19 protein-coding genes are annotated in these 17,717 nt (G+C 40.4%); all 19 read left to right on the forward strand.

Annotated elements, in window-relative coordinates; all coding sequences use genetic code 11:
* Positions 1–946: murein biosynthesis integral membrane protein MurJ (murJ, locus tag GXN74_RS12765; protein ID WP_212505806.1), on the forward strand; the 946-nt coding region annotated here is incomplete at its 5' end.
* Between the two features lie 9 nt (positions 947–955).
* Positions 956–1,948 (forward strand): UDP-glucose 4-epimerase GalE, encoded by a 993-nt coding sequence (galE, locus tag GXN74_RS12770; protein WP_162371329.1) that lies wholly within the window; start codon positions 956–958, stop codon positions 1,946–1,948.
* A gap of 572 nt (positions 1,949–2,520) precedes the next feature.
* Positions 2,521–3,216 carry a restriction endonuclease gene (locus tag GXN74_RS12775; RefSeq protein ID WP_246208718.1) on the forward strand — a complete coding sequence of 232 codons (696 nt, stop codon included), beginning with the start codon at positions 2,521–2,523 and terminating at the stop codon, positions 3,214–3,216.
* 45 nt (positions 3,217–3,261) lie between these two features.
* The gene (locus tag GXN74_RS12780) at positions 3,262–4,497 is read left to right on the forward strand and encodes a hypothetical protein (protein ID WP_162371331.1); all 1,236 of its coding nucleotides are present in this window, start codon (positions 3,262–3,264) and stop codon (positions 4,495–4,497) included.
* 23 nt (positions 4,498–4,520) lie between these two features.
* Positions 4,521–5,150: a hypothetical protein gene (locus GXN74_RS12785; protein ID WP_162371332.1), complete on the forward strand. Its 630-nt coding sequence runs from the start codon at positions 4,521–4,523 to the stop codon at positions 5,148–5,150.
* A gap of 60 nt (positions 5,151–5,210) precedes the next feature.
* On the forward strand, positions 5,211–5,441 hold the full coding sequence (locus tag GXN74_RS12790; protein WP_162371333.1) for a DUF2188 domain-containing protein: 231 nt from the start codon (positions 5,211–5,213) through the stop codon (positions 5,439–5,441).
* 61 nt (positions 5,442–5,502) lie between these two features.
* Entirely contained in the window at positions 5,503–6,744 is a 1,242-nt protein-coding gene (locus tag GXN74_RS12795) for a lamin tail domain-containing protein (RefSeq protein WP_212505807.1), read from the forward strand.
* Positions 6,745–6,879: 135 nt separating this feature from the next.
* Positions 6,880–7,674 (forward strand): ImmA/IrrE family metallo-endopeptidase, encoded by a 795-nt coding sequence (locus GXN74_RS12800; protein WP_162371334.1) that lies wholly within the window; start codon positions 6,880–6,882, stop codon positions 7,672–7,674.
* Positions 7,675–7,743: 69 nt separating this feature from the next.
* Positions 7,744–8,127 carry a helix-turn-helix domain-containing protein gene (locus GXN74_RS12805; RefSeq protein WP_343032824.1) on the forward strand — a complete coding sequence of 128 codons (384 nt, stop codon included), beginning with the start codon at positions 7,744–7,746 and terminating at the stop codon, positions 8,125–8,127.
* A gap of 12 nt (positions 8,128–8,139) precedes the next feature.
* Positions 8,140–8,526 carry a hypothetical protein gene (locus GXN74_RS12810; protein ID WP_162371336.1) on the forward strand — a complete coding sequence of 129 codons (387 nt, stop codon included), beginning with the start codon at positions 8,140–8,142 and terminating at the stop codon, positions 8,524–8,526.
* The gene (locus GXN74_RS12815; RefSeq protein WP_162371337.1) at positions 8,523–9,242 is read left to right on the forward strand and encodes an ImmA/IrrE family metallo-endopeptidase; all 720 of its coding nucleotides are present in this window, start codon (positions 8,523–8,525) and stop codon (positions 9,240–9,242) included. Before GXN74_RS12810 ends, GXN74_RS12815 begins: the two co-directional genes overlap by 4 nt.
* Before the next feature lie 472 nt (positions 9,243–9,714).
* Positions 9,715–10,146, forward strand: coding sequence for a sigma-70 family RNA polymerase sigma factor (locus GXN74_RS12820; RefSeq protein ID WP_162371338.1), 432 nt, complete (start codon positions 9,715–9,717; stop codon positions 10,144–10,146).
* 84 nt (positions 10,147–10,230) lie between these two features.
* Positions 10,231–10,926, forward strand: a complete 696-nt coding sequence (locus tag GXN74_RS12825) for an antA/AntB antirepressor family protein (protein ID WP_162371339.1) — start codon at positions 10,231–10,233, stop codon at positions 10,924–10,926.
* Positions 10,927–11,013: 87 nt separating this feature from the next.
* A complete protein-coding gene (locus GXN74_RS12830; protein WP_162371328.1) occupies positions 11,014–11,190 on the forward strand; it encodes a hypothetical protein in 177 nt (58 codons plus the stop codon).
* Positions 11,191–12,411, forward strand: coding sequence for a methionine adenosyltransferase (metK, locus tag GXN74_RS12835; RefSeq protein ID WP_162371340.1), 1,221 nt, complete (start codon positions 11,191–11,193; stop codon positions 12,409–12,411). It begins immediately after the preceding gene.
* Positions 12,404–12,883, forward strand: coding sequence for an rRNA biogenesis protein rrp5 (locus GXN74_RS12840; RefSeq protein ID WP_162371341.1), 480 nt, complete (start codon positions 12,404–12,406; stop codon positions 12,881–12,883). The genes metK and GXN74_RS12840 overlap by 8 nt, the downstream gene beginning before the upstream one ends.
* Positions 12,880–14,016 (forward strand): DUF2800 domain-containing protein, encoded by a 1,137-nt coding sequence (locus tag GXN74_RS12845; protein WP_343032825.1) that lies wholly within the window; start codon positions 12,880–12,882, stop codon positions 14,014–14,016. The genes GXN74_RS12840 and GXN74_RS12845 overlap by 4 nt, the downstream gene beginning before the upstream one ends.
* A gap of 111 nt (positions 14,017–14,127) precedes the next feature.
* Entirely contained in the window at positions 14,128–14,661 is a 534-nt protein-coding gene (locus GXN74_RS12850) for a DUF2815 family protein (RefSeq protein ID WP_162371342.1), read from the forward strand.
* Between the two features lie 33 nt (positions 14,662–14,694).
* Positions 14,695–17,577: a DNA polymerase gene (locus GXN74_RS12855; protein WP_162371343.1), complete on the forward strand. Its 2,883-nt coding sequence runs from the start codon at positions 14,695–14,697 to the stop codon at positions 17,575–17,577.
* The last annotated feature ends 140 nt before the right edge of the window (positions 17,578–17,717 follow it).

Below are 17,717 nucleotides of genomic sequence, written 5' to 3' on the forward strand. Positions count from 1 at the left end.
ACCCGCTATAAAAAAACTAAATTTTAAATATTTATTCAGAATAAATTTTCGAGATGAAAAAATCAAGAAAACTCTTCAAATCGCTATCCCAGTAATAATTGGAACATCTGTGAACCAAATTAACAAACTGGTTGATAGGACTATTGCTTCATCGTTAGCAATTGGAGGAATTTCAGCACTAAACTATGCAAGTAGACTTAATCTTTTTATTCAAGGCTTGTTTGTTACATCGATTATAACAGTGATGTATCCACTAATATCATCATATGCAAGTAAAAATAAAATTGATGAAATAAAAAGAGTTTTATTGGAATATATAAATATTGTTATTATTATTCTCTTACCCATAACAATTGGAACAGTCATTTTTAACAGAGAAATTATAGAGTTGCTTTTTGGAAGAGGATTATTTGATGATGTTGCTGTACAAATGACATCTACAGCATTATTATTCTACTCTATAGGTATGTTAGGGTTTGGATTAAGAGAAGTACTTGCGCGAGGATTTTATTCTATTCAAGACACGAAAACCCCTATGGTTAATGCGGCTATTGGAATGATTGTCAACATAATCTTAAATATACTATTATCAAAAATCTTAGGCATAGGTGGACTGGCTCTAGCAACTTCTATTTCAGCTATGTTTACAACGATTTTGTTATTTATAAGTTTACGGAAGAAAATTGGATCTTTTGGCATTAAGCAAATTGGTGTCACTTTTTTCAAAACCTTAATTGGTGCTTCAGTTATGGGGTTAATAACAAAAGTAAGCTACATTTACTTAATTAATTCTTTGTCCCAGAATATTTCATTACTAATTTCGATTACCACAGGAGCGATTTCTTATTTATTGATTATGTTATTCATGAGAATAAAAGAGGTAGATTCTATAACAGAAGTGATCAAGATGAAATCAAGGAATATAGTTTACAAAAATAGGAGGTGACCACAACCAATGAACATATTAGTAACCGGAGGCCTAGGCTTTATCGGCAGCCATACAACCATAGAACTAATTAAAAATAACCATACAGCAATTATCGCTGATAATCTTATCAACTCAAAAATAGAGGTATTGGACAAGCTATCTGCCATAACCGGCATCAAGCCAACTTTCTATCAGATCGATGTAACGGATGAAGCAAAGGTAGAGGAAATCCTCAATAACTATAAAATTGATGGTGTGATTCACTTCGCTGGCCTCAAAGCAGTAGGAGAGTCTGTTTCCAAGCCACTTGAGTATTATTACAATAATTTGGTAAGTACTATGGTGCTTAGTAAGATATGTGTAAAGTATGGCGTGAATAAGTTCGTTTTCAGCTCATCTGCAACGGTTTATGGTGACCAGCCTTCTCCATTAAAAGAAGACATGGAACTCAAGAAAACTACTAATCCATATGGTGAAACGAAGGCTATGAGTGAGCGGATATTGACCGACACAGCAAATGCTAATCCTAATTTTGCTGTTAGTCTATTAAGATACTTCAATCCAGTAGGAGCACATGAGAGTGGTTTGATTGGCGAAGATCCTAACGGCATTCCTAACAATCTGATGCCTTTTGTAACTAAGGTGGCTAAAGGACAATTAGAGAAGTTAAGTGTATTTGGAAATGACTATGATACAATAGATGGGACAGGCGTTCGTGATTATATTCATGTGGTTGATCTCGCTAAGGGGCATGTCAAGGCTATAGAGAATTTGGAAAGTGGTGTTAACATCTATAACTTGGGAACCGGCAGAGGAACTTCGGTTTTAGAACTTGTGAATGCTTTTATGAAGGTCAATGATATAGATGTTCCTTATGAGATGGTAGGAAGACGTCCGGGCGATATTGCGACCTGTTTTGCGGATGCAAGTAAAGCTGAGAAGGAGCTAGGCTGGAAGGCTGAACTTGGGATTGACGAAATGGTACGGGATGCTTGGAAGTTTGAGCAGAATAATAGATAAATCAGTAGAAGAAGTTGATTCCCTACTCTCAATTATCGCAAAGTCTCCCAACTCTCCAAGAAACTATTCAGCCACATAAGTAAATTTTGGGAATCTTAAATGAGGCTTTAGAAGTAATAAGGGTTACATCAACTAAAGCTTAGATTTGAGAGGTGCCAGGCACGGACAAGTGGACAAATGGACAAGTTGATTAGGGTGATGGAGAGATGAGCAGCTATACAGAATAAACAGATAGGCAAATAGGCTGGTATCAAGATCGATAGTGACGATGATATTCCAGATAGGCCATGATTACTTTGACACCCAGATAACCATGATCAGTTTGACACCTAGATGTGCTGTGATGGTAAACATCCCAGATAGGCAGTGATGGTAACTTTTCAGATTGGCAGTGATGGTAACTTTTCAGATCGGTAGTGATTTTCAGATATCCATAATCAGTTCGACACCGAGATTGGCAGTGAACGAGAACGGGCATTTTTTAGAAGCAGAGATGTCCGTTTTTTTAAGAAGATGAGTTTACAGAATATTGTATTAATGGTTGTGATGCGGGAGGTGATATAGTGTATTCAATGACAAACAGGAAACCAGAAACATGGACTGAACTGCAAGACATGGTTGCTCACTATTTCAATTATTCTGGCTATGAAGCAATTACACCATGTAAAATTGAAACAGTACGTGGTGAAGTGGAAGTAGATGTTTTTGTTAAAGCTGATAATGAGCTGAGCAATCGAATTATTTGCGAGTGCAAGTATTGGAATACACCGATACCTCAAGAAAAGATTCATGCATTCAGGACAGTGGTTAATGATTCTGGAGCTTCTCTAGGAATAATTATCTCAAAACTTGGGTTTCAGAAAGGGGCTATTGTAGCCGCAGATAAATCGAATATTAAGTTGTTTACATGGGAGCAATTCTTAGATTACTTATTTGAAAAGTGGTTTGTTTATAGAAAGAATAGATTGCGAAAGCTTTCTAAGCCATTATCTGTTTATACAGATCCGTTCGACATACCAGCAGAATTATTATCAAAATCTCAGCTTGATGAATATAAAAAAACGCAAGTTAAGTTTGCGGGTCTGTATATAATGACATTTAATTTTGATGAAAATATGGTCTCAAAGTATAATGAAGCTTTTGATGAAAGTGTAACTACAATCGAAGAATTTTTTAATAGTGCTGAAGAAAAAATCGAAGATGCATTAAGCTACTATGAGGTATTCTTTAAGGGTGTTGAAATACCCGAGTGGAAGTTTGTATGGTAAGTAGTAGTTAACGACGAAAGGTTATAACTGATAGGTGGTGCTCAATTGAGATTCAATTTTATAAATTATGATGACTTTTATTCTAAGTGCAATAACCGTTCGAATCATAAATGTTCAAAATGTAACGATGTAAAAGAAGTAGCTATTTCTGCAGCAGAAGTTATTATTGCAGATCGAATTATGAAATTTGAAGATATTCCGCTCCTAAAATGTACTTCTTGTGGGGCCGTAACTCTAGCTGATCACTCGAAAAAAATGATTGATGAATGTTATAAGTACATGATTAAAGAAAATCATTTTGAAGGTATTCATAAATATAATGGATACAGACAAAAATTTGAGTATTGCCAAGAAGATGATTTGATATATGATCATAGGGATTATTATAGTATACCTGGATTATCAGTTGATTTTGAGCACTCAAAAGAAGGCTTCTTAACACCGGTTTATTTCGGGAAAAAATCAGTTTTGCATTTCATGCATGATCCTGATTATGAGTTCAAACTTTTTTCAGATACATATGGTCAAGTGGGATACAAAGATGAATGGATTGTTCCATTTGGAATAAACTCTGAAGACAAGATAGTCTTTTGGTTAGGTGATTTATCTTATATGGATAAGACAAGTTTGAACATATTAAAGCCTCATAATGTTGAATCTGATCATCAACTGACAAGGTCTGAATTTTATGCAGCACAATTATGTTGTATTTGGAGTGAGCCAAATAGAGAGCTTAATGTATGTTATAAAAAATGTGATTTTTATAATGTGGTCAAGAATACCTATCAAGTTTCTTTAGAACACCTTGAAAGTGAAATAAAAGAACAAATGGATAAATTTCAAAAACCCATTGTAATTAGCGAAAAAACGATTGAACCGACTATAAATATGTTACATAAAGTGTTAATAGAAGGTGTAAATATAAAAGAATTGAGAAATTTATACCTAAAAGTTGAAGTTAGCCCTGCTGATGGATATGAAAAATGGAAATCAATAAAGCTCTATGAAGGAGTTCTTAAGGCACTCATGAAAGGTAATATTGAGAAACTAGATATTGCTTCTATTATGGGACCGTTGTATTTGTTGAATGATTTAAGGCAATATTATGATCATTTGCTCCCAAATGAAAAGAGGGATGCCGTAAAAGAGAATATAATAAGGACCTTTAATTTAGAATCATTTGAAGATATTTCTTCATTATATGAACAGCTTATTGGTGGCTTAAATATGCTTTTCGAGTATTTAATCCTGGCAACAGGTAATCAAAGTTTAGATCAATAGTTAGAAAAGGAGGCCCGTAATCAATGGACAAATCAACCTTCAAAGGTACTATAATTTCAATCCAACCCAGGATCCGTCTAACCAGGTCCTTCGATGAAGCCTCCCATACATATCTTGGTTATGCAATCACTTTAGAGGGAGAAATCAATAACCAACACACCACCTTCTCCATCGGCATCGGGAAAGCTGCCCATGCCAAGCATCAATTCAAAGTGAATGATGTCATCAGTGGAGAGTGCGTTCCAGTACCAGATCCTGATATGGAGCCAGTTGAATATTATAAAGTCTCTAAGCTTAAATTCATCACTCGAAGCACTACCATCTCTAACACATCATCACCCTGGGAACTGGTGCCGCCGGAACTGGAAGTTTACAGAGAAAGAGGACACCGAAGGCTTGCAGCTAGGACTTATGACACTAAGTGTAGCAGCTGCATGTGGGGCTGTAGAATGCCGGTTGAGATTATTGTAGATAACTGGAATCCAAGAGGACGGAAGAAGTATCGATTTGAAACTTTTTGTTATGGTCCATTAAACTGTAAATTGTATAAGGCTGGTCCAAACCGAAAGGTGGAGGGTCGGAATGGGATGGTGTATATAGAAGAAGACTGGGTTGATGCTATGAACGTGGAGCATAGGGGAGAAGATGAGTAGTCAATTTTATGAGACGATAATAATCAGGCAAGCACATATAGCAATTTCAGGAGGTCTTAAATGGCAAAACAAGACACACATCATGTAGTACCAAATCAAGATGGCGGTTGGGATGTTAAAAGGGGTGGCGGGCAGAAAGCTAGTCACCACACAGATACCAAAGCTGATGCAGAAAGAATTGCACGAGATGTTAGTAGAAATCAAGGCACAGAGTTAGTTATTCATGGTAAGGATGGGAAGATTCAAAGCAAAGATTCACATGGGAATGATCCGTATCCTCCCAAAGGATGATATAGGGCATTAGTACACTGCTTGCCTGATTATTTAGATTTTACATATTAGGAGAACTGACATGAAGAAATTACTCAAATTATTTTTATGGATTGTGCTATTTCCATTCATGCTTACATATTGGGGATGGAAAACAAAGAAAAAGCCTGTCATGGTCATAGGTGCTATTTTATCACTTCTTGTTATTATAGGTGGTTTTACTGGACAAGAACCAATAGATAATGCAGCGATAACTGAAAACAACCCTGCTATTGAAAGCGAAATTGAACAGGAAAGTGCTGAGGTTGAACCTGAAAATTCTGAAACATCACCAGAAAAAGAGGTAGTTGATGCTGCAGAAACTGAAGCTGAAGCAGAGAATACAGCAGAAGACCTAGCAGACATTGAAGAAAGTAATCCAGACGCTATTATATCAGAATCTCCACAAGCCCCCATATTTGAAGGCTACAGATTAATTGAAGTCGATGGTGGAGATCTGTCCGGCCATAGAGAAGCTAATGTTGTGGTAGACATCGGTTTTGGTGATAGAGAGTACTGGGCTTTTACAAATGAGTATGGGCAGCTTGTTAAAGTGATAGCAGATGTGATCGTTCTTCAGGATGAAAGTAAAGAGCCAGTTACATCTAAAGGAAGATATTATCATGACGAAGCCAAAGTGCCCGGCACTGAAGCCAGCGACCTGGATGAAGGTCATGTAATTGCTGACAGCTTGGGTGGAGTTGCTAATGCTTACAACATTACTCCGCAAAATAGCACATTAAACCGTCATGGTGACCAGGCTTATATGGAAAAGGTAATCAGAGATGCTGGTGGCTGTACTGACTTTGTGGCCATCATTACATACCCTGATACAAAGACTCAGATTCCAAGCCATTACAGTTTCACATACACATTGATGGGAAATGTCATTAACGATGAGTTCGACAACGTCAATCCTGATGAAGTAAACGCAGCGATTAATGAAGAATCCAGTGATGTAATTGTTCCACCAAGCAATGTATCAAGCAGTGTTGTTATAACAAGCCTGGATAAGAAAGCCGAGTATATCATAATCAAGAATACCGGTAATCAAGCTATTAACCTATCCGGGTGGAGAATCCGATCGGTTAGAGGGGATCAGAATTTCACCTTCCCTGAATACCTTCTAGAAGCAAATGCTTCTGTCAAAGTCGGTGACTCGGCTAAGAATGCGGATGTAGATTTCCATTGGTTAGATGGTAGGGGAACATGGAACAATAGTGAAAGTGACCCTGCAGAATTATATAACACTTCAGGAGAACTGGTTGATCGATTTGATGATTAAGGTAAAAGCTGATCTCGAGAGAGGACAAAAATAATTTTTAGAAAAAATCTTCCATTTGGTAATTGACATGGAAGATATTTTCATGATACAATGTTCGCATAGAAGCATACACGCAATCTTGAAAGGGGTGGTCGATTGATCTCACTGGATTTTAGAACCAAGAAAAATGGTGTACCTATTCTCTCTAAAAAAGAGATTGAAGATATAGCAGAACAAGTCATATATTCATATAAACCGACTCTTGTTACAGAACCAGGTGTTCTGGACGTAGAACTTTTCGTAGAAAGTTATGCAGAGTTGGAGATGGACTATAAAGATTTGACGCATGATGGTTCGATACTAGGCATGATTGTCTTTAACGACTGTCACATACCTGTTTATGATACCGAGAGAGAGAAGGCAAAACGAATACCTGTCAACGAGAAAACAATAATCGTTGACAACAGATTACTTGAAGAGGACCAGCTAAGACGTGGAAGATTTACATTAGCTCATGAAGCTGCTCATTGGTTCCTGCATAGGCATCTGTATTTACAAGATAAGAGTCAGATTTCACTTTTCGATGTAATGAAAATTGAAGATAAGAAATTACCACTAATCAAGTGCCGTACTTCGGATATTGAAAGTAATGGCAGGAAAGAACTAAGTACAGATGATGACTGGATGGAGTGGCAAGCTGATTATTTGGCTTCAACCATTCTTATGCCTCAGCGGGCGTTTAGTAAAGTTGTTAAAGGCAAATTTCAATCAGCAAAAATTAAGGAAGGCTGTTATCAGTTGGGTACAGACTTCGAAAAGGATTTATGGGCAGATGTTATGGCTCGTGAGTTAGCGGATTTGTTTGATGTATCTATAACAGCTGCAAAGATTCGCCTGAAGAGCCTGGGCTTTGTAAAAGATCAGCAAGATCACCAACAGCATTTGTTTTAAATTGTGTGAAATGAGAGAAAGCTAATACCTGTAGATAAGGTGTTGCTATATAGAATGGAGGTGAATTTTGTGAGTCCTAATCAATTTGGAGAATTTATTGCAAACAAGAGAAAAGAGAAGGAAATCAGTTTAAGGGGTATGGCGGAATTGCTGGATCTATCACCAGCTTATTGGAGTGATATCGAGAAGGGAAGAAGAAACCCACCTAACATTAATATACTTCAAGAGTTAGCGAAAATACTAGGTTTAAGCAATGGTGAATTAGATGAAATGGTAGACATGGCATCTGAAGACAGAGACGAAATACCAATGGATTTACCTGAGTATATCAAAGACAATGATCTAGCAAGAACTGCCCTAAGAAAAGCTCGTAAAAAGAGCGAGGTAAGTGGTACTGATTCAACTAAGAAGGCATGGGAAGACTTTATTAAAGCACTGGATGACGAAGAATAAGGAGGGCATCGGATGACAGAGATGTTCAAAGAAATATTGCAAAGAGACTTCTATCAAGAGATATTTGACGCATTGAATGAGGAATTAACGGATAACTATGACGAGTATGATCTCACCATCCGTGCAAATGTTGTTAATGAAGTCCAGGAAGCATCGTTGGATGACATTCAGGTACTGCGTGTGTTTAATTTTAACCAGGAAGATGACGATTTTGAATTTGATATACTTGTAAATTGTGATGTCGAAATCGGTGACTATTTTGCAAAAGAATCGATCCAAGAGTCAATTCCCCAGTGGTTTCAGTTAAACTGCAGCGCAGTACTTGAAGGCCATTCATTTGATAGCTTTTCAATCAACAGTATTGAAGTTTATAATAAACAAGGGAGGAGTCGCCTATGAAGTTAAATAGTGATTTTGTGCCTATTATCAGCAAGAAAGAGATGGATCATGAGGCCACAAAGTTTCTACGAAAATATTGTCCAGAAGCACTAGAGAGTCCTATACCGGTACCCGTTGAGGATATCGCAGAGCTTAAAATGGAGCTTGAGATTGATTATGTAAATATCGATGAAGCTTGTGAGACATTAGGTATGATGATATTTTCTGATGGAGCAGTTGAGTTATACGACCGTGAAAACGATCAATATGTTCTCAGACCCTACAATAGAGGTACACTACTTGTGGAGAGTAATATTGGTGATGTAAGTAATAGAGGTCGTGAGCGTTTTACCATAGCACATGAAATTGTTCACTGGCATATCCACAAATTACGGTTTACAATGATGGGATTGAAGGATCAAACATTAGCAAAGGCTTGTCGGTGTCCACAAGAAAAAGCCTATAACCCTAAAACCCCCGAAGAATGGATGGAATGGCAAGCCGACAATCTAGCTGCAGCAATTCTAATGCCTGCAGAGATGTTTAGAAAGAAAGCTTCGGAGATAAAGGCGAGTTTTAAAGTAGGAAGAAAAATCAATGATCATATGTGGTCAGGTTTTAGTCCGAGTATTATTAATGAACTCATCATTGATGGATTGGCAGAAGCTTTCCATGTATCTAAACAAGCAGCCGAAATTCGTGTGAAAACATTAGACATAAAGCTCATGGGATCATAACAGCAGGAGCATCTGCTTGTGTTGTTATTTTTTTATAGTCGCGTTCGCTTGAAAGCTGACATGACACACAAATGCGGACAAACTATATTTTTTTAACCTTAATGTTCGCAAGTATGCTGACAAGACAGAAAAATGAGGAGGTGATGGCTATAGCTAAGAAGATCAAGTGTCCAGTATGCAACAATAAGCGTCTGCTGGATTTAGTAGTCGCTAAGGACGGAGAGGTCATGATCAAATGCCCCAAATGTAGGCGAATCATTGATGTAACTTTCCAAGACAATAGAATAAAGGCAAAAGCAATGTAACAAGTGCAATGTATACCGAGCAACGGAGTCGAACCTGAACTACCAAATAGCCGGATAATCGCTAATTAATTTTAGCGGTTGTCCGGCTATTTTTTTTTGTATCTTTTCGAGTCCATTCACCCATTCTGGCTTTTTCAAGCCGCAAAAATTCCAAGGAGGAACGAGTTATGAGTAAAGAGTTAAAAGTTGGAAGTGTAACAGTGCCTGTATCAGATGAACTTCAAAAAGAGTACTACAGGATGAAACGCCGCGAGAGATATATGGAGGAAGACGTCAAGGTCGGTCGTATTGATGTGGACATGGAAAACGAGAAAGTGACATTTGTACCAAATAAAGAGGATTCACTCCAACGCTTAATGGATCTAGGTGCTGATTATGCTGATGAGCAACTAGTAGAGGATCTAGTCGTTGATAAGGCGATGCTCTTAATTCTGCAAGAAGCCATGAAAGAGCTGGATCGCCAGGAGAAGGAACTCATCGATGATCTTTTCTATAAAGAGATGACCGTAAGAGATGTTGCTAAAAAAGAAGATATCTCCCACGTCGCAGTGATAAAGCGTAGAGACAAAGTTTTAGCAAAGCTTAGAAAGTTTTTTTAAATTTCTGGTTACCAAGAGTGGGTCCCCGTTGGCTAGGAAGTGAAGGGGACTTTCCTCTATCAAATATTACGAGGTGATTTATTGATGAACGAATTAATGAAGGTAGATTATTCCAGAACTGAACCCACAGTATCTGGTCGTGAGTTACACGAGTTCTTAGAAGTTGAAACTCGATACAACGATTGGTTTAGAAGAATGTGTGAGTATGGGTTTTCAGAGGGTGTAGACTTTTACTCAATTTTGAGTAAAACCAGTGAATCGGGTGGCAGACCATCTACGGACCATCAGCTTAGCATACCGATGGCAAAAGAGTTATGCATGATTCAAAGAACGGATCGTGGTAAACAAGCCAGGCAGTATTTTATTGCCATTGAGAAAGCTTGGAATACTCCTGAAATGATTATGTCTAGGGCACTAAAAATGGCTGATGTGACCATCCAACAGCTAAGAGTGGAAAATTCAAAACTTATCGTAGCCAACACCACTATGTTACCAAAGGCAGAGTACTTTGATGAGCTTGTTGACAGAAACCTTCTCACAAATTTCAGAGATACAGCAAAAGAGTTAAGGATTAAAGAAAAGCAGTTCATTCAATTTCTCATAAACAAGAAGTACGTGTATCGAGATCAAAAAGGTCAACTAAAACCATACGCTGACAAGAATACAGCACTCTTCGAAATCAAGGAAGCAAAGAATGAGAAAACAGGATGGGTAGGCACTCAAACCCTTATTACACCTAAAGGCAGAGAAACTTTCAGGCTTCTAATGAAAGGAATGTAAAAGAAAATAAAATTTCTGGTTACCAAACCACCTTCCCCATTGGCTAGTAAGTGAAGGGGTTGTGTAGTCGAAGGAGGTGACCTAGATATGACCCAAAAGAAAGGAGACGAGAATATGAACGCAAGCAAGGAAATTCAAGACGAGATGGTGGGTGTATTAACCGCCATCAGCATTGTATCAAAGAGGTTAGCTTCTCGATTACTTGATCTTGATAACGAGCCGGAAGATGAACAGAAAAAAGAAGAACAGGAAAGGAGCAAGTAAATGAAAGAAAATCAGAAACCAGCATACGTTTTTACCTCTGAATCAGTAACAGAGGGCCATCCAGACAAGCTCTGTGATCAGATCGCTGACGCCATCATGGATGCCATTCTAAGGGAGGATCCAGAAGCAAGAACAGCAATCGAAGTCACTGCAGCAGATGGACTAATCCATGTGTTTGGAGAAACCAGCACTGAAAAGAGAATCGACTACAAGAAAATCGTTAAAGACGTGATTTATGACATCGGTTACCGAGCAGACGAGTTATCCACGGATGGTGAGTTTTATAGAATGCTTATTGCAATCAACAAGCAATCCCCGGACATTGCAATGGGTGTTGATAAAAAAGATATTGGTGCAGGAGATCAAGGGATGATGTTTGGTTACGCAACGGATGAAACAGAAGAACTCATGCCGCTGACAATGATCTTAGCTCATAAGCTGTGCATGAGACTCGCTGAAGTTAGAAAAGCTGGGGAGCTTTCTTATCTCAAACCAGATGGGAAAGCACAAGTATCGCTAGGTTATGGAAAGGACAATAAGCCTTTATCCATTGAAGCGATTGTAGTCTCGACTCAGCACTCAGAAGGTGTGGACATCAGGAAACTGAGAGAAGACGTGACCAAGCATATCATCCTTAAAGTCATACCACATGAGCTTTTGACAGAGAACACGAAATTGATGATCAATCCAACAGGAAGATTCGTTCTTGGTGGTCCTGCTGCAGACTCAGGTTTAACTGGCAGAAAAATCATCGTAGACACCTATGGCAGCAAAGGACGCCATGGCGGTGGAGCTTTCTCAGGAAAAGATGCCACAAAGGTGGATCGCTCCGGAGCCTATCTCGCCAGATACATCGCAAAGAACATCGTGGCAGCAGGGCTCGCTCGGGAATGTGAAGTGCAGGTGTCTTACGCTATTGGAGTAGCCAAGCCCGTGTCCTTCAAGATAGACACCTTTGGAACGAGTATACTGCCGGATGAAGTGTTGACGGAAATCATCAAAGCCTTGATTGACATGAGACCTGGCACCATCATCAAGTCTTTTGGATTAAGAAGACCAATCTACAGACAGTTTGCAGTCTACGGTCACTTTGGCAGAGAGAAGATGACGCTGGATGGAGTAGAGAAAAACACACCATGGGAGATGAAGGACCTGGTTCCGATTCTGAAGGACCTGACTGCAGATTATCTCATGAAGAAAGGAGAATCGAAGGATGAGTAAAATCAAACTCGCACTGGATGTTGTCAGTGATCTTAAGTCGCTGGCTGAAAGTATAGAAACTTTGGTACATGCCATGGAAGCGAATGAACCTAATCTAGAGAGTGAGGTGGCTAAAGAACCAGCGAAAGAAACAAAGAAAAGAACAAGAACCAAACCAACACCTGAACCGGTAAATGATGAACCAGAAGAAGCATTAGTTGAAACACCAGAAGAAAAAGTGCCAGAAGAAAAAGTGCCAGAAGAAAAAGTGCCAGAAGAAAAAGTGCCAGAAGAAAAAGTGCCAGAAGAAAAAGTGCCAGAAGAAAAGCCAATAACCCTTGAAGAAGTACGAGCAGCTATGGCAGATAAAAGCAGAGACGGGCATAGAGAGGCGGTGAAAGCCATTATCACCAAATATGGAGCCAATAATCTCTCGTCTCTGGATCCTAAGCATTATGCAGCTGCCCTTAAGGAAGTAGGTGAGCTAAAGTGAGTGGATCATACAATAGCCATTCCATCTACAGCGCTTCTGGTGCCCATCGTTGGATGTCATGTACACCGTCCGCTCAATTAGAGCAGCAGTTTCCCAATGAGACTAGTACCTATGCAGAAGAAGGTACGGCAGCGCATGACCTAGCAGAGCATAAGTTGAAAAAGGCCCTGAAGATGCGGTCGAAAAAACCCACCAGTCCTTATCATTCCGATGAGATGGATGAAACCGCTGATTGTTACGTGGAGTATTGCCTAGAACTGATTGAGAAATCAAAAGAGAACTGTTCTGACCTTCAAATCTTAATAGAGCAGAAGCTGGACTTCAGCGATTATGTACCTGAAGGATTCGGGACCGGTGACCTGGTTGTCGTTGGAAATGGAACCCTTCATGTGGTGGATTTGAAGTACGGGAGAGGCATCATCGTCTCAGCAGAAAACAATCCACAGATGATGCTTTACGCACTTGGAGCATTATCGCTGTTTGAAATGCTTTATGACATCGAGAAAGTGTCCATGGCCATCGTCCAGCCAAGAGTAGATAACTTTTCGACCTGGGAAATAACCGTGGAGGAGCTACTCAAATGGGCAGATGAAGAACTAAAACCTAAAGCATTACTGGCTAGTACCGGTGGTGGAGAGTTCTGTGCCGGAGATCATTGTAGATTCTGTAGAGCAAGAAACCAGTGTCGGGCAAGAGCGGTGAAAAATCTTGAACTTCTAAAATATGAGTTCCAAGACCCAGCACTTTTAACAGATGAAGAAATTGCAGAAATTATTGGACTTGCAGATGAACTGGCTAAGTGGGCGGGAGATATTTATACCTACGCCACAGCGCTTGCCATCAATGAAGGCAGAGAGTGGGATGGATTTAAGCTGGTCGAAGGTAGAACCAGAAGAAAGTACAGCGATGAAAAAGCAGTAGCTGAAACTGCTAAGAGTGCAGGATATACAGACATCTTCAAGCAGAGTCTCATCACCATCACTGAGATGGAGAAGCTCATGGGCAAGAAGAAGTTCAATGAATTACTTGGAAAATTAGTGGAAAAACCAAAAGGCAAACTGACTCTTGTTTCAGAGGCAGACAAGCGTCAAGCTGTGGATCCTATCCATGCAGAGTTTCAGGTGGAAGAGTAGATCAAGATTTATGAATGCTTATGAACATTACATCGTTTATGAAGCATTAATCAATTACTGTAACCAAGCTCAACAGAGCAAACCAAATACAAATTATAGGAGGATTTTATCATGAGTAAAGAAACGAAAGTAGTCGTACCAGGAAGACTTAGCTATGTGAACATTTGGGAGCCAAAAAGTATCAACGGAAGTGATCCAAAATACAGTGTTTCCATCATCATTCCAAAGTCGGACAAGAAGACAGTAAACATGATCCTGAAGGCTGTTGAGGCTGCCAAACAGGAAGGAGCACCGAAGTTTGGTGGGAAGATTCCAGCGAATCTTAAGACCCCTCTTCGAGACGGAGACATCGATAGACCAGATGATCCAAATTATGAAGGCTCATATTTCATCAATGCAAACTCTAAAGATGCACCTCATGTGGTAGACGGAAAGGTTCAAACCATCCTGGATAGAAGCGAAGTCTACTCAGGGTGTTACGGAAAAGTCAGTCTGAACCTGTATGCCTTCAATGTAAACGGGAACCGAGGGATTGCAGCAGGACTTGGAAATGTTCAGAAGCTTAAAGATGGTGAACCACTAGGTGGAAAAAGCCGAGCTGAAGATGACTTTGAAATCGAAGCAGATGATGATTTCTTGGCATAACACAAAAGGACACAGAGAGGTGGTGGTAAACCCATGAAAGTACTCAGTATCGATATCGAGACATTTTCAGATGTAGACCTTAGAAAATGTGGTGTCTACCGTTACACCGATAGTCCAAACTTCGACATTCTACTCTTTGCCTACAGCATTGATGAAGGGCCTGTAGAGCTTTTCGATCTGGCCAGTGGTGAGGAAATACCTAAAGAAATAATAGATGCCATTCTAAGTGAGGACACGATTAAAACAGCCTTTAATGCCAACTTTGAACGAGTGGCTCTTATGAGGTATCTCAGCCGCAAATTAGGCCGAGCTATTTATCTTAATCCATCTTCCTGGCGGTGCAGTGAGGTTCAGGCAGCAATGCTTGGACTTCCTCTCCACCTTGAGGGAGTGGCAAAGGTGCTAAGGCTGGGTGCACAAAAGATGTCAGAGGGAAAACCACTGATTAGATATTTCTGTATTCCCTGTAAGCCGACTGCAGCTAATGGCGGAAGAACCAGAAACCTTCCATCAGATGCACCGGATAAATGGGAGTTGTTTAAACAATACAACATCAGAGACGTAGAAGTAGAACTTGAGATTAGAAAGAAGATCAAAGACTATCCCATACCAGAGTCAGAACAAACCCTCTACGAGCTGGACCAACGCATCAACGACCGAGGCTTTGAGGTGGACATGGATTTTGTGATGCAGGCCATTTCCTGTGACAGGCGGTTTACCGTGGCAGCTACGGAAAAAGCCTATGAACTGACAGGGCTTGATAACCCGAATTCCGTCTCTCAGTTAAAGACCTGGCTATCAGAACGGGGGGTGGAAGTGGAGAGTTTATCAAAAAAGAAGGTACAGCAGCTGGTGGATGAAACAGAAGGCGAAGTGGAAGAAGCGTTAAAGCTTAGACTCCTCATGGCCAAGACCAGTGTCAGGAAATATGAAGCCATCGAAAGAGCTGTATGCTCCGATGGCAGAGTTCATGGACTGCTGCAGTTTTACGGGGCCAATCGAACAGGAAGATGGGCGGGGCGCCTGGTTCAGGTGCAAAATCTCCCACAAAATCACCTTGTGGACCTTAAGCTTGCTAGAGATTTGGTGAAAGAAGGATGCTTTGATGACCTGCAGATGCTCTTTGGGAATACACCGGGGGTGCTGTCAGAACTCATAAGAACCGCCTTCATTCCAAAAGAGGGTCACCGATTCATCGTAGCTGACTTTTCAGCCATAGAAGCGAGGGTACTATCCTGGCTCGCCGGCGAGAAGTGGAGACTTGAAGTATTCCAGTCCCATGGGAAGATCTATGAAGCTTCTGCCTCACAAATGTTTCATGTACCTATTGATGAAATTACTAAAGGTAGTCCACTAAGGCAAAAAGGGAAGATTTCAGAACTGGCCTGTATAGCAGAAGGTGAATTAGTACTAACAGATAAAGGGCTTGTTCCAATTGAAGATATTACGAAAGACCATCAATTATGGGACGGAAAAGAGTGGGTGAATCATGGCGGCGTGATTTATAAAGGAATGAAAGAAGTGGTGGAATATGAAGGGCTTAGAGCAACAAAAGATCATCTCGTATGGGTCGAAGGGGAACCTGAGCCAGTACAATTTGGAGAAGCTGCCGCCAGCGGCGCACATCTCATACAAACCGGAGATGGTCGGAACTCAATACGGATGGGTGAAAATTATCAGTTCAGAGAAGAGATGGAACGAGAAATGGAATCATTGTTATGTGTTGACGCAGTGTGTGAGTTGCAAAAAGATCCAGTGGACAAACCTGGGAAATCTAAGAAAAGGAAAGTCAAAGGGATGTCAACGATGTTCCAAGCCAAGACAAGTGCCCAAGTGGCTCGATCGACGTTTGACCGAGGCGAAGCGGCGATGTCAACAAGCCAATCATCCCCTATATCACAGGTACGGAGCGCGAGGGATAGAATTCAGGTTCAATTCTATTTTAGAAGCGGGTCTTTGGATTTTATCCAATGTGGAGAATGTAAAAAAAGAGCTGGAGCTAGATCGAATCAACAACATGGGGCATTACGAAAAAGGCAATCTGCGATTTGTCAAAAGGAGTGTCAATCAAGCCAATCGAGAAAGAACACTGTTAACACGATGGGAGCAGATCTATTGGCCGTACACACGAAGTGCTGTGATAAAGAAATTAGGAGCCGGAATGAGTCGAGAACAAATTATCAAAGAGGCAGAAGATGCAGTGAGATGCAAAAGAAAAAACTGGCGGTTAATCAAGGCAAGACTCGAGTTTATGACATACGAGATGCCGGAAGACATAATCGTTTTACCGTATCAGGGAAGTTAGTGCACAACTGCGGTTATGGCGGAGGCGTTGGAGCACTTAAGTCCATGGGAGCTTTAGAGATGGGCGTGGAAGAAAACGAGCTGCAAGGGCTGATCGACAACTGGCGCAGAGCCAATCCCCACATCGTGAATTTCTGGTGGGAAGTGGACAAGATGGCCATCAAAGCGGTGAAAGAAAGAACCAAAACCCGTACCCATGGCATCAGCTTCACCTATAAAAGCGGGATGCTCTTCATCACCCTTCCATCGGGCAGAGACCTTGTTTATGTAAAACCAAAGCTGATGCTTAATAAATTTGGGCGAGAAGGACTGACCTATGAAGGCATTGGAACCACAAAAAAGTGGGAGCGCATCGAAACCTACGGACCAAAGATTGTGGAGAATATTGTACAAGCAGCTTCCAGAGATCTTCTTGCTGAGGCCATGCTAAGACTTGATAAAGCGGGATTTCAGATCGTTGCCCATGTCCATGACGAGGTGATTTGTGAAGTGCCAAAGGGCGATTCATCGGTTCAGGAAATCTGTGAAATCATGGGCACTGCTCCTGCCTGGGCGAAGGGGCTGCCCCTGGCAGCTGATGGCTATACATGTGATTTTTACCAAAAAGACTAAGACGTTACTGATGAGACCAGCTAATAAAAGTCAATAGCTGAGATCAAAAAACTTTAAAAATTGAGTTTTAAAAAAGCGTATAGCAAAGCTAGCCAATAGCAAAATCCGAACATTGGCATTTGGTTGGCATATGAGACACC

The organism is Anaerotalea alkaliphila (assembly GCF_010179735.1).
Taxonomy (GTDB): domain Bacteria; phylum Bacillota; class Clostridia; order Lachnospirales; family Vallitaleaceae; genus Anaerotalea; species Anaerotalea alkaliphila.

What these genes read in the sequence shown, in the direction of transcription:
- GXN74_RS12830 (WP_162371328.1), top strand. Translation starts at nt 11,014, where the DNA reads ATGACCCAAAAGAAAGGAGACGAGAATATGAACGCAAGCAAGGAAATT.
- GXN74_RS12795 (WP_212505807.1), top strand. Translation starts at nt 5,503, where the DNA reads ATGAAGAAATTACTCAAATTATTTTTATGGATTGTGCTATTTCCATTC.
- GXN74_RS12820 (WP_162371338.1), top strand. Translation starts at nt 9,715, where the DNA reads ATGAGTAAAGAGTTAAAAGTTGGAAGTGTAACAGTGCCTGTATCAGAT.
- galE (WP_162371329.1), top strand. Translation starts at nt 956, where the DNA reads ATGAACATATTAGTAACCGGAGGCCTAGGCTTTATCGGCAGCCATACA.
- GXN74_RS12855 (WP_162371343.1), top strand. Translation starts at nt 14,695, where the DNA reads ATGAAAGTACTCAGTATCGATATCGAGACATTTTCAGATGTAGACCTT.
- GXN74_RS12815 (WP_162371337.1), top strand. Translation starts at nt 8,523, where the DNA reads ATGAAGTTAAATAGTGATTTTGTGCCTATTATCAGCAAGAAAGAGATG.
- metK (WP_162371340.1), top strand. Translation starts at nt 11,191, where the DNA reads ATGAAAGAAAATCAGAAACCAGCATACGTTTTTACCTCTGAATCAGTA.
- GXN74_RS12790 (WP_162371333.1), top strand. Translation starts at nt 5,211, where the DNA reads ATGGCAAAACAAGACACACATCATGTAGTACCAAATCAAGATGGCGGT.
- GXN74_RS12825 (WP_162371339.1), top strand. Translation starts at nt 10,231, where the DNA reads ATGAACGAATTAATGAAGGTAGATTATTCCAGAACTGAACCCACAGTA.
- GXN74_RS12850 (WP_162371342.1), top strand. Translation starts at nt 14,128, where the DNA reads ATGAGTAAAGAAACGAAAGTAGTCGTACCAGGAAGACTTAGCTATGTG.
- GXN74_RS12785 (WP_162371332.1), top strand. Translation starts at nt 4,521, where the DNA reads ATGGACAAATCAACCTTCAAAGGTACTATAATTTCAATCCAACCCAGG.
- GXN74_RS12775 (WP_246208718.1), top strand. Translation starts at nt 2,521, where the DNA reads ATGACAAACAGGAAACCAGAAACATGGACTGAACTGCAAGACATGGTT.
- GXN74_RS12840 (WP_162371341.1), top strand. Translation starts at nt 12,404, where the DNA reads ATGAGTAAAATCAAACTCGCACTGGATGTTGTCAGTGATCTTAAGTCG.
- GXN74_RS12810 (WP_162371336.1), top strand. Translation starts at nt 8,140, where the DNA reads ATGACAGAGATGTTCAAAGAAATATTGCAAAGAGACTTCTATCAAGAG.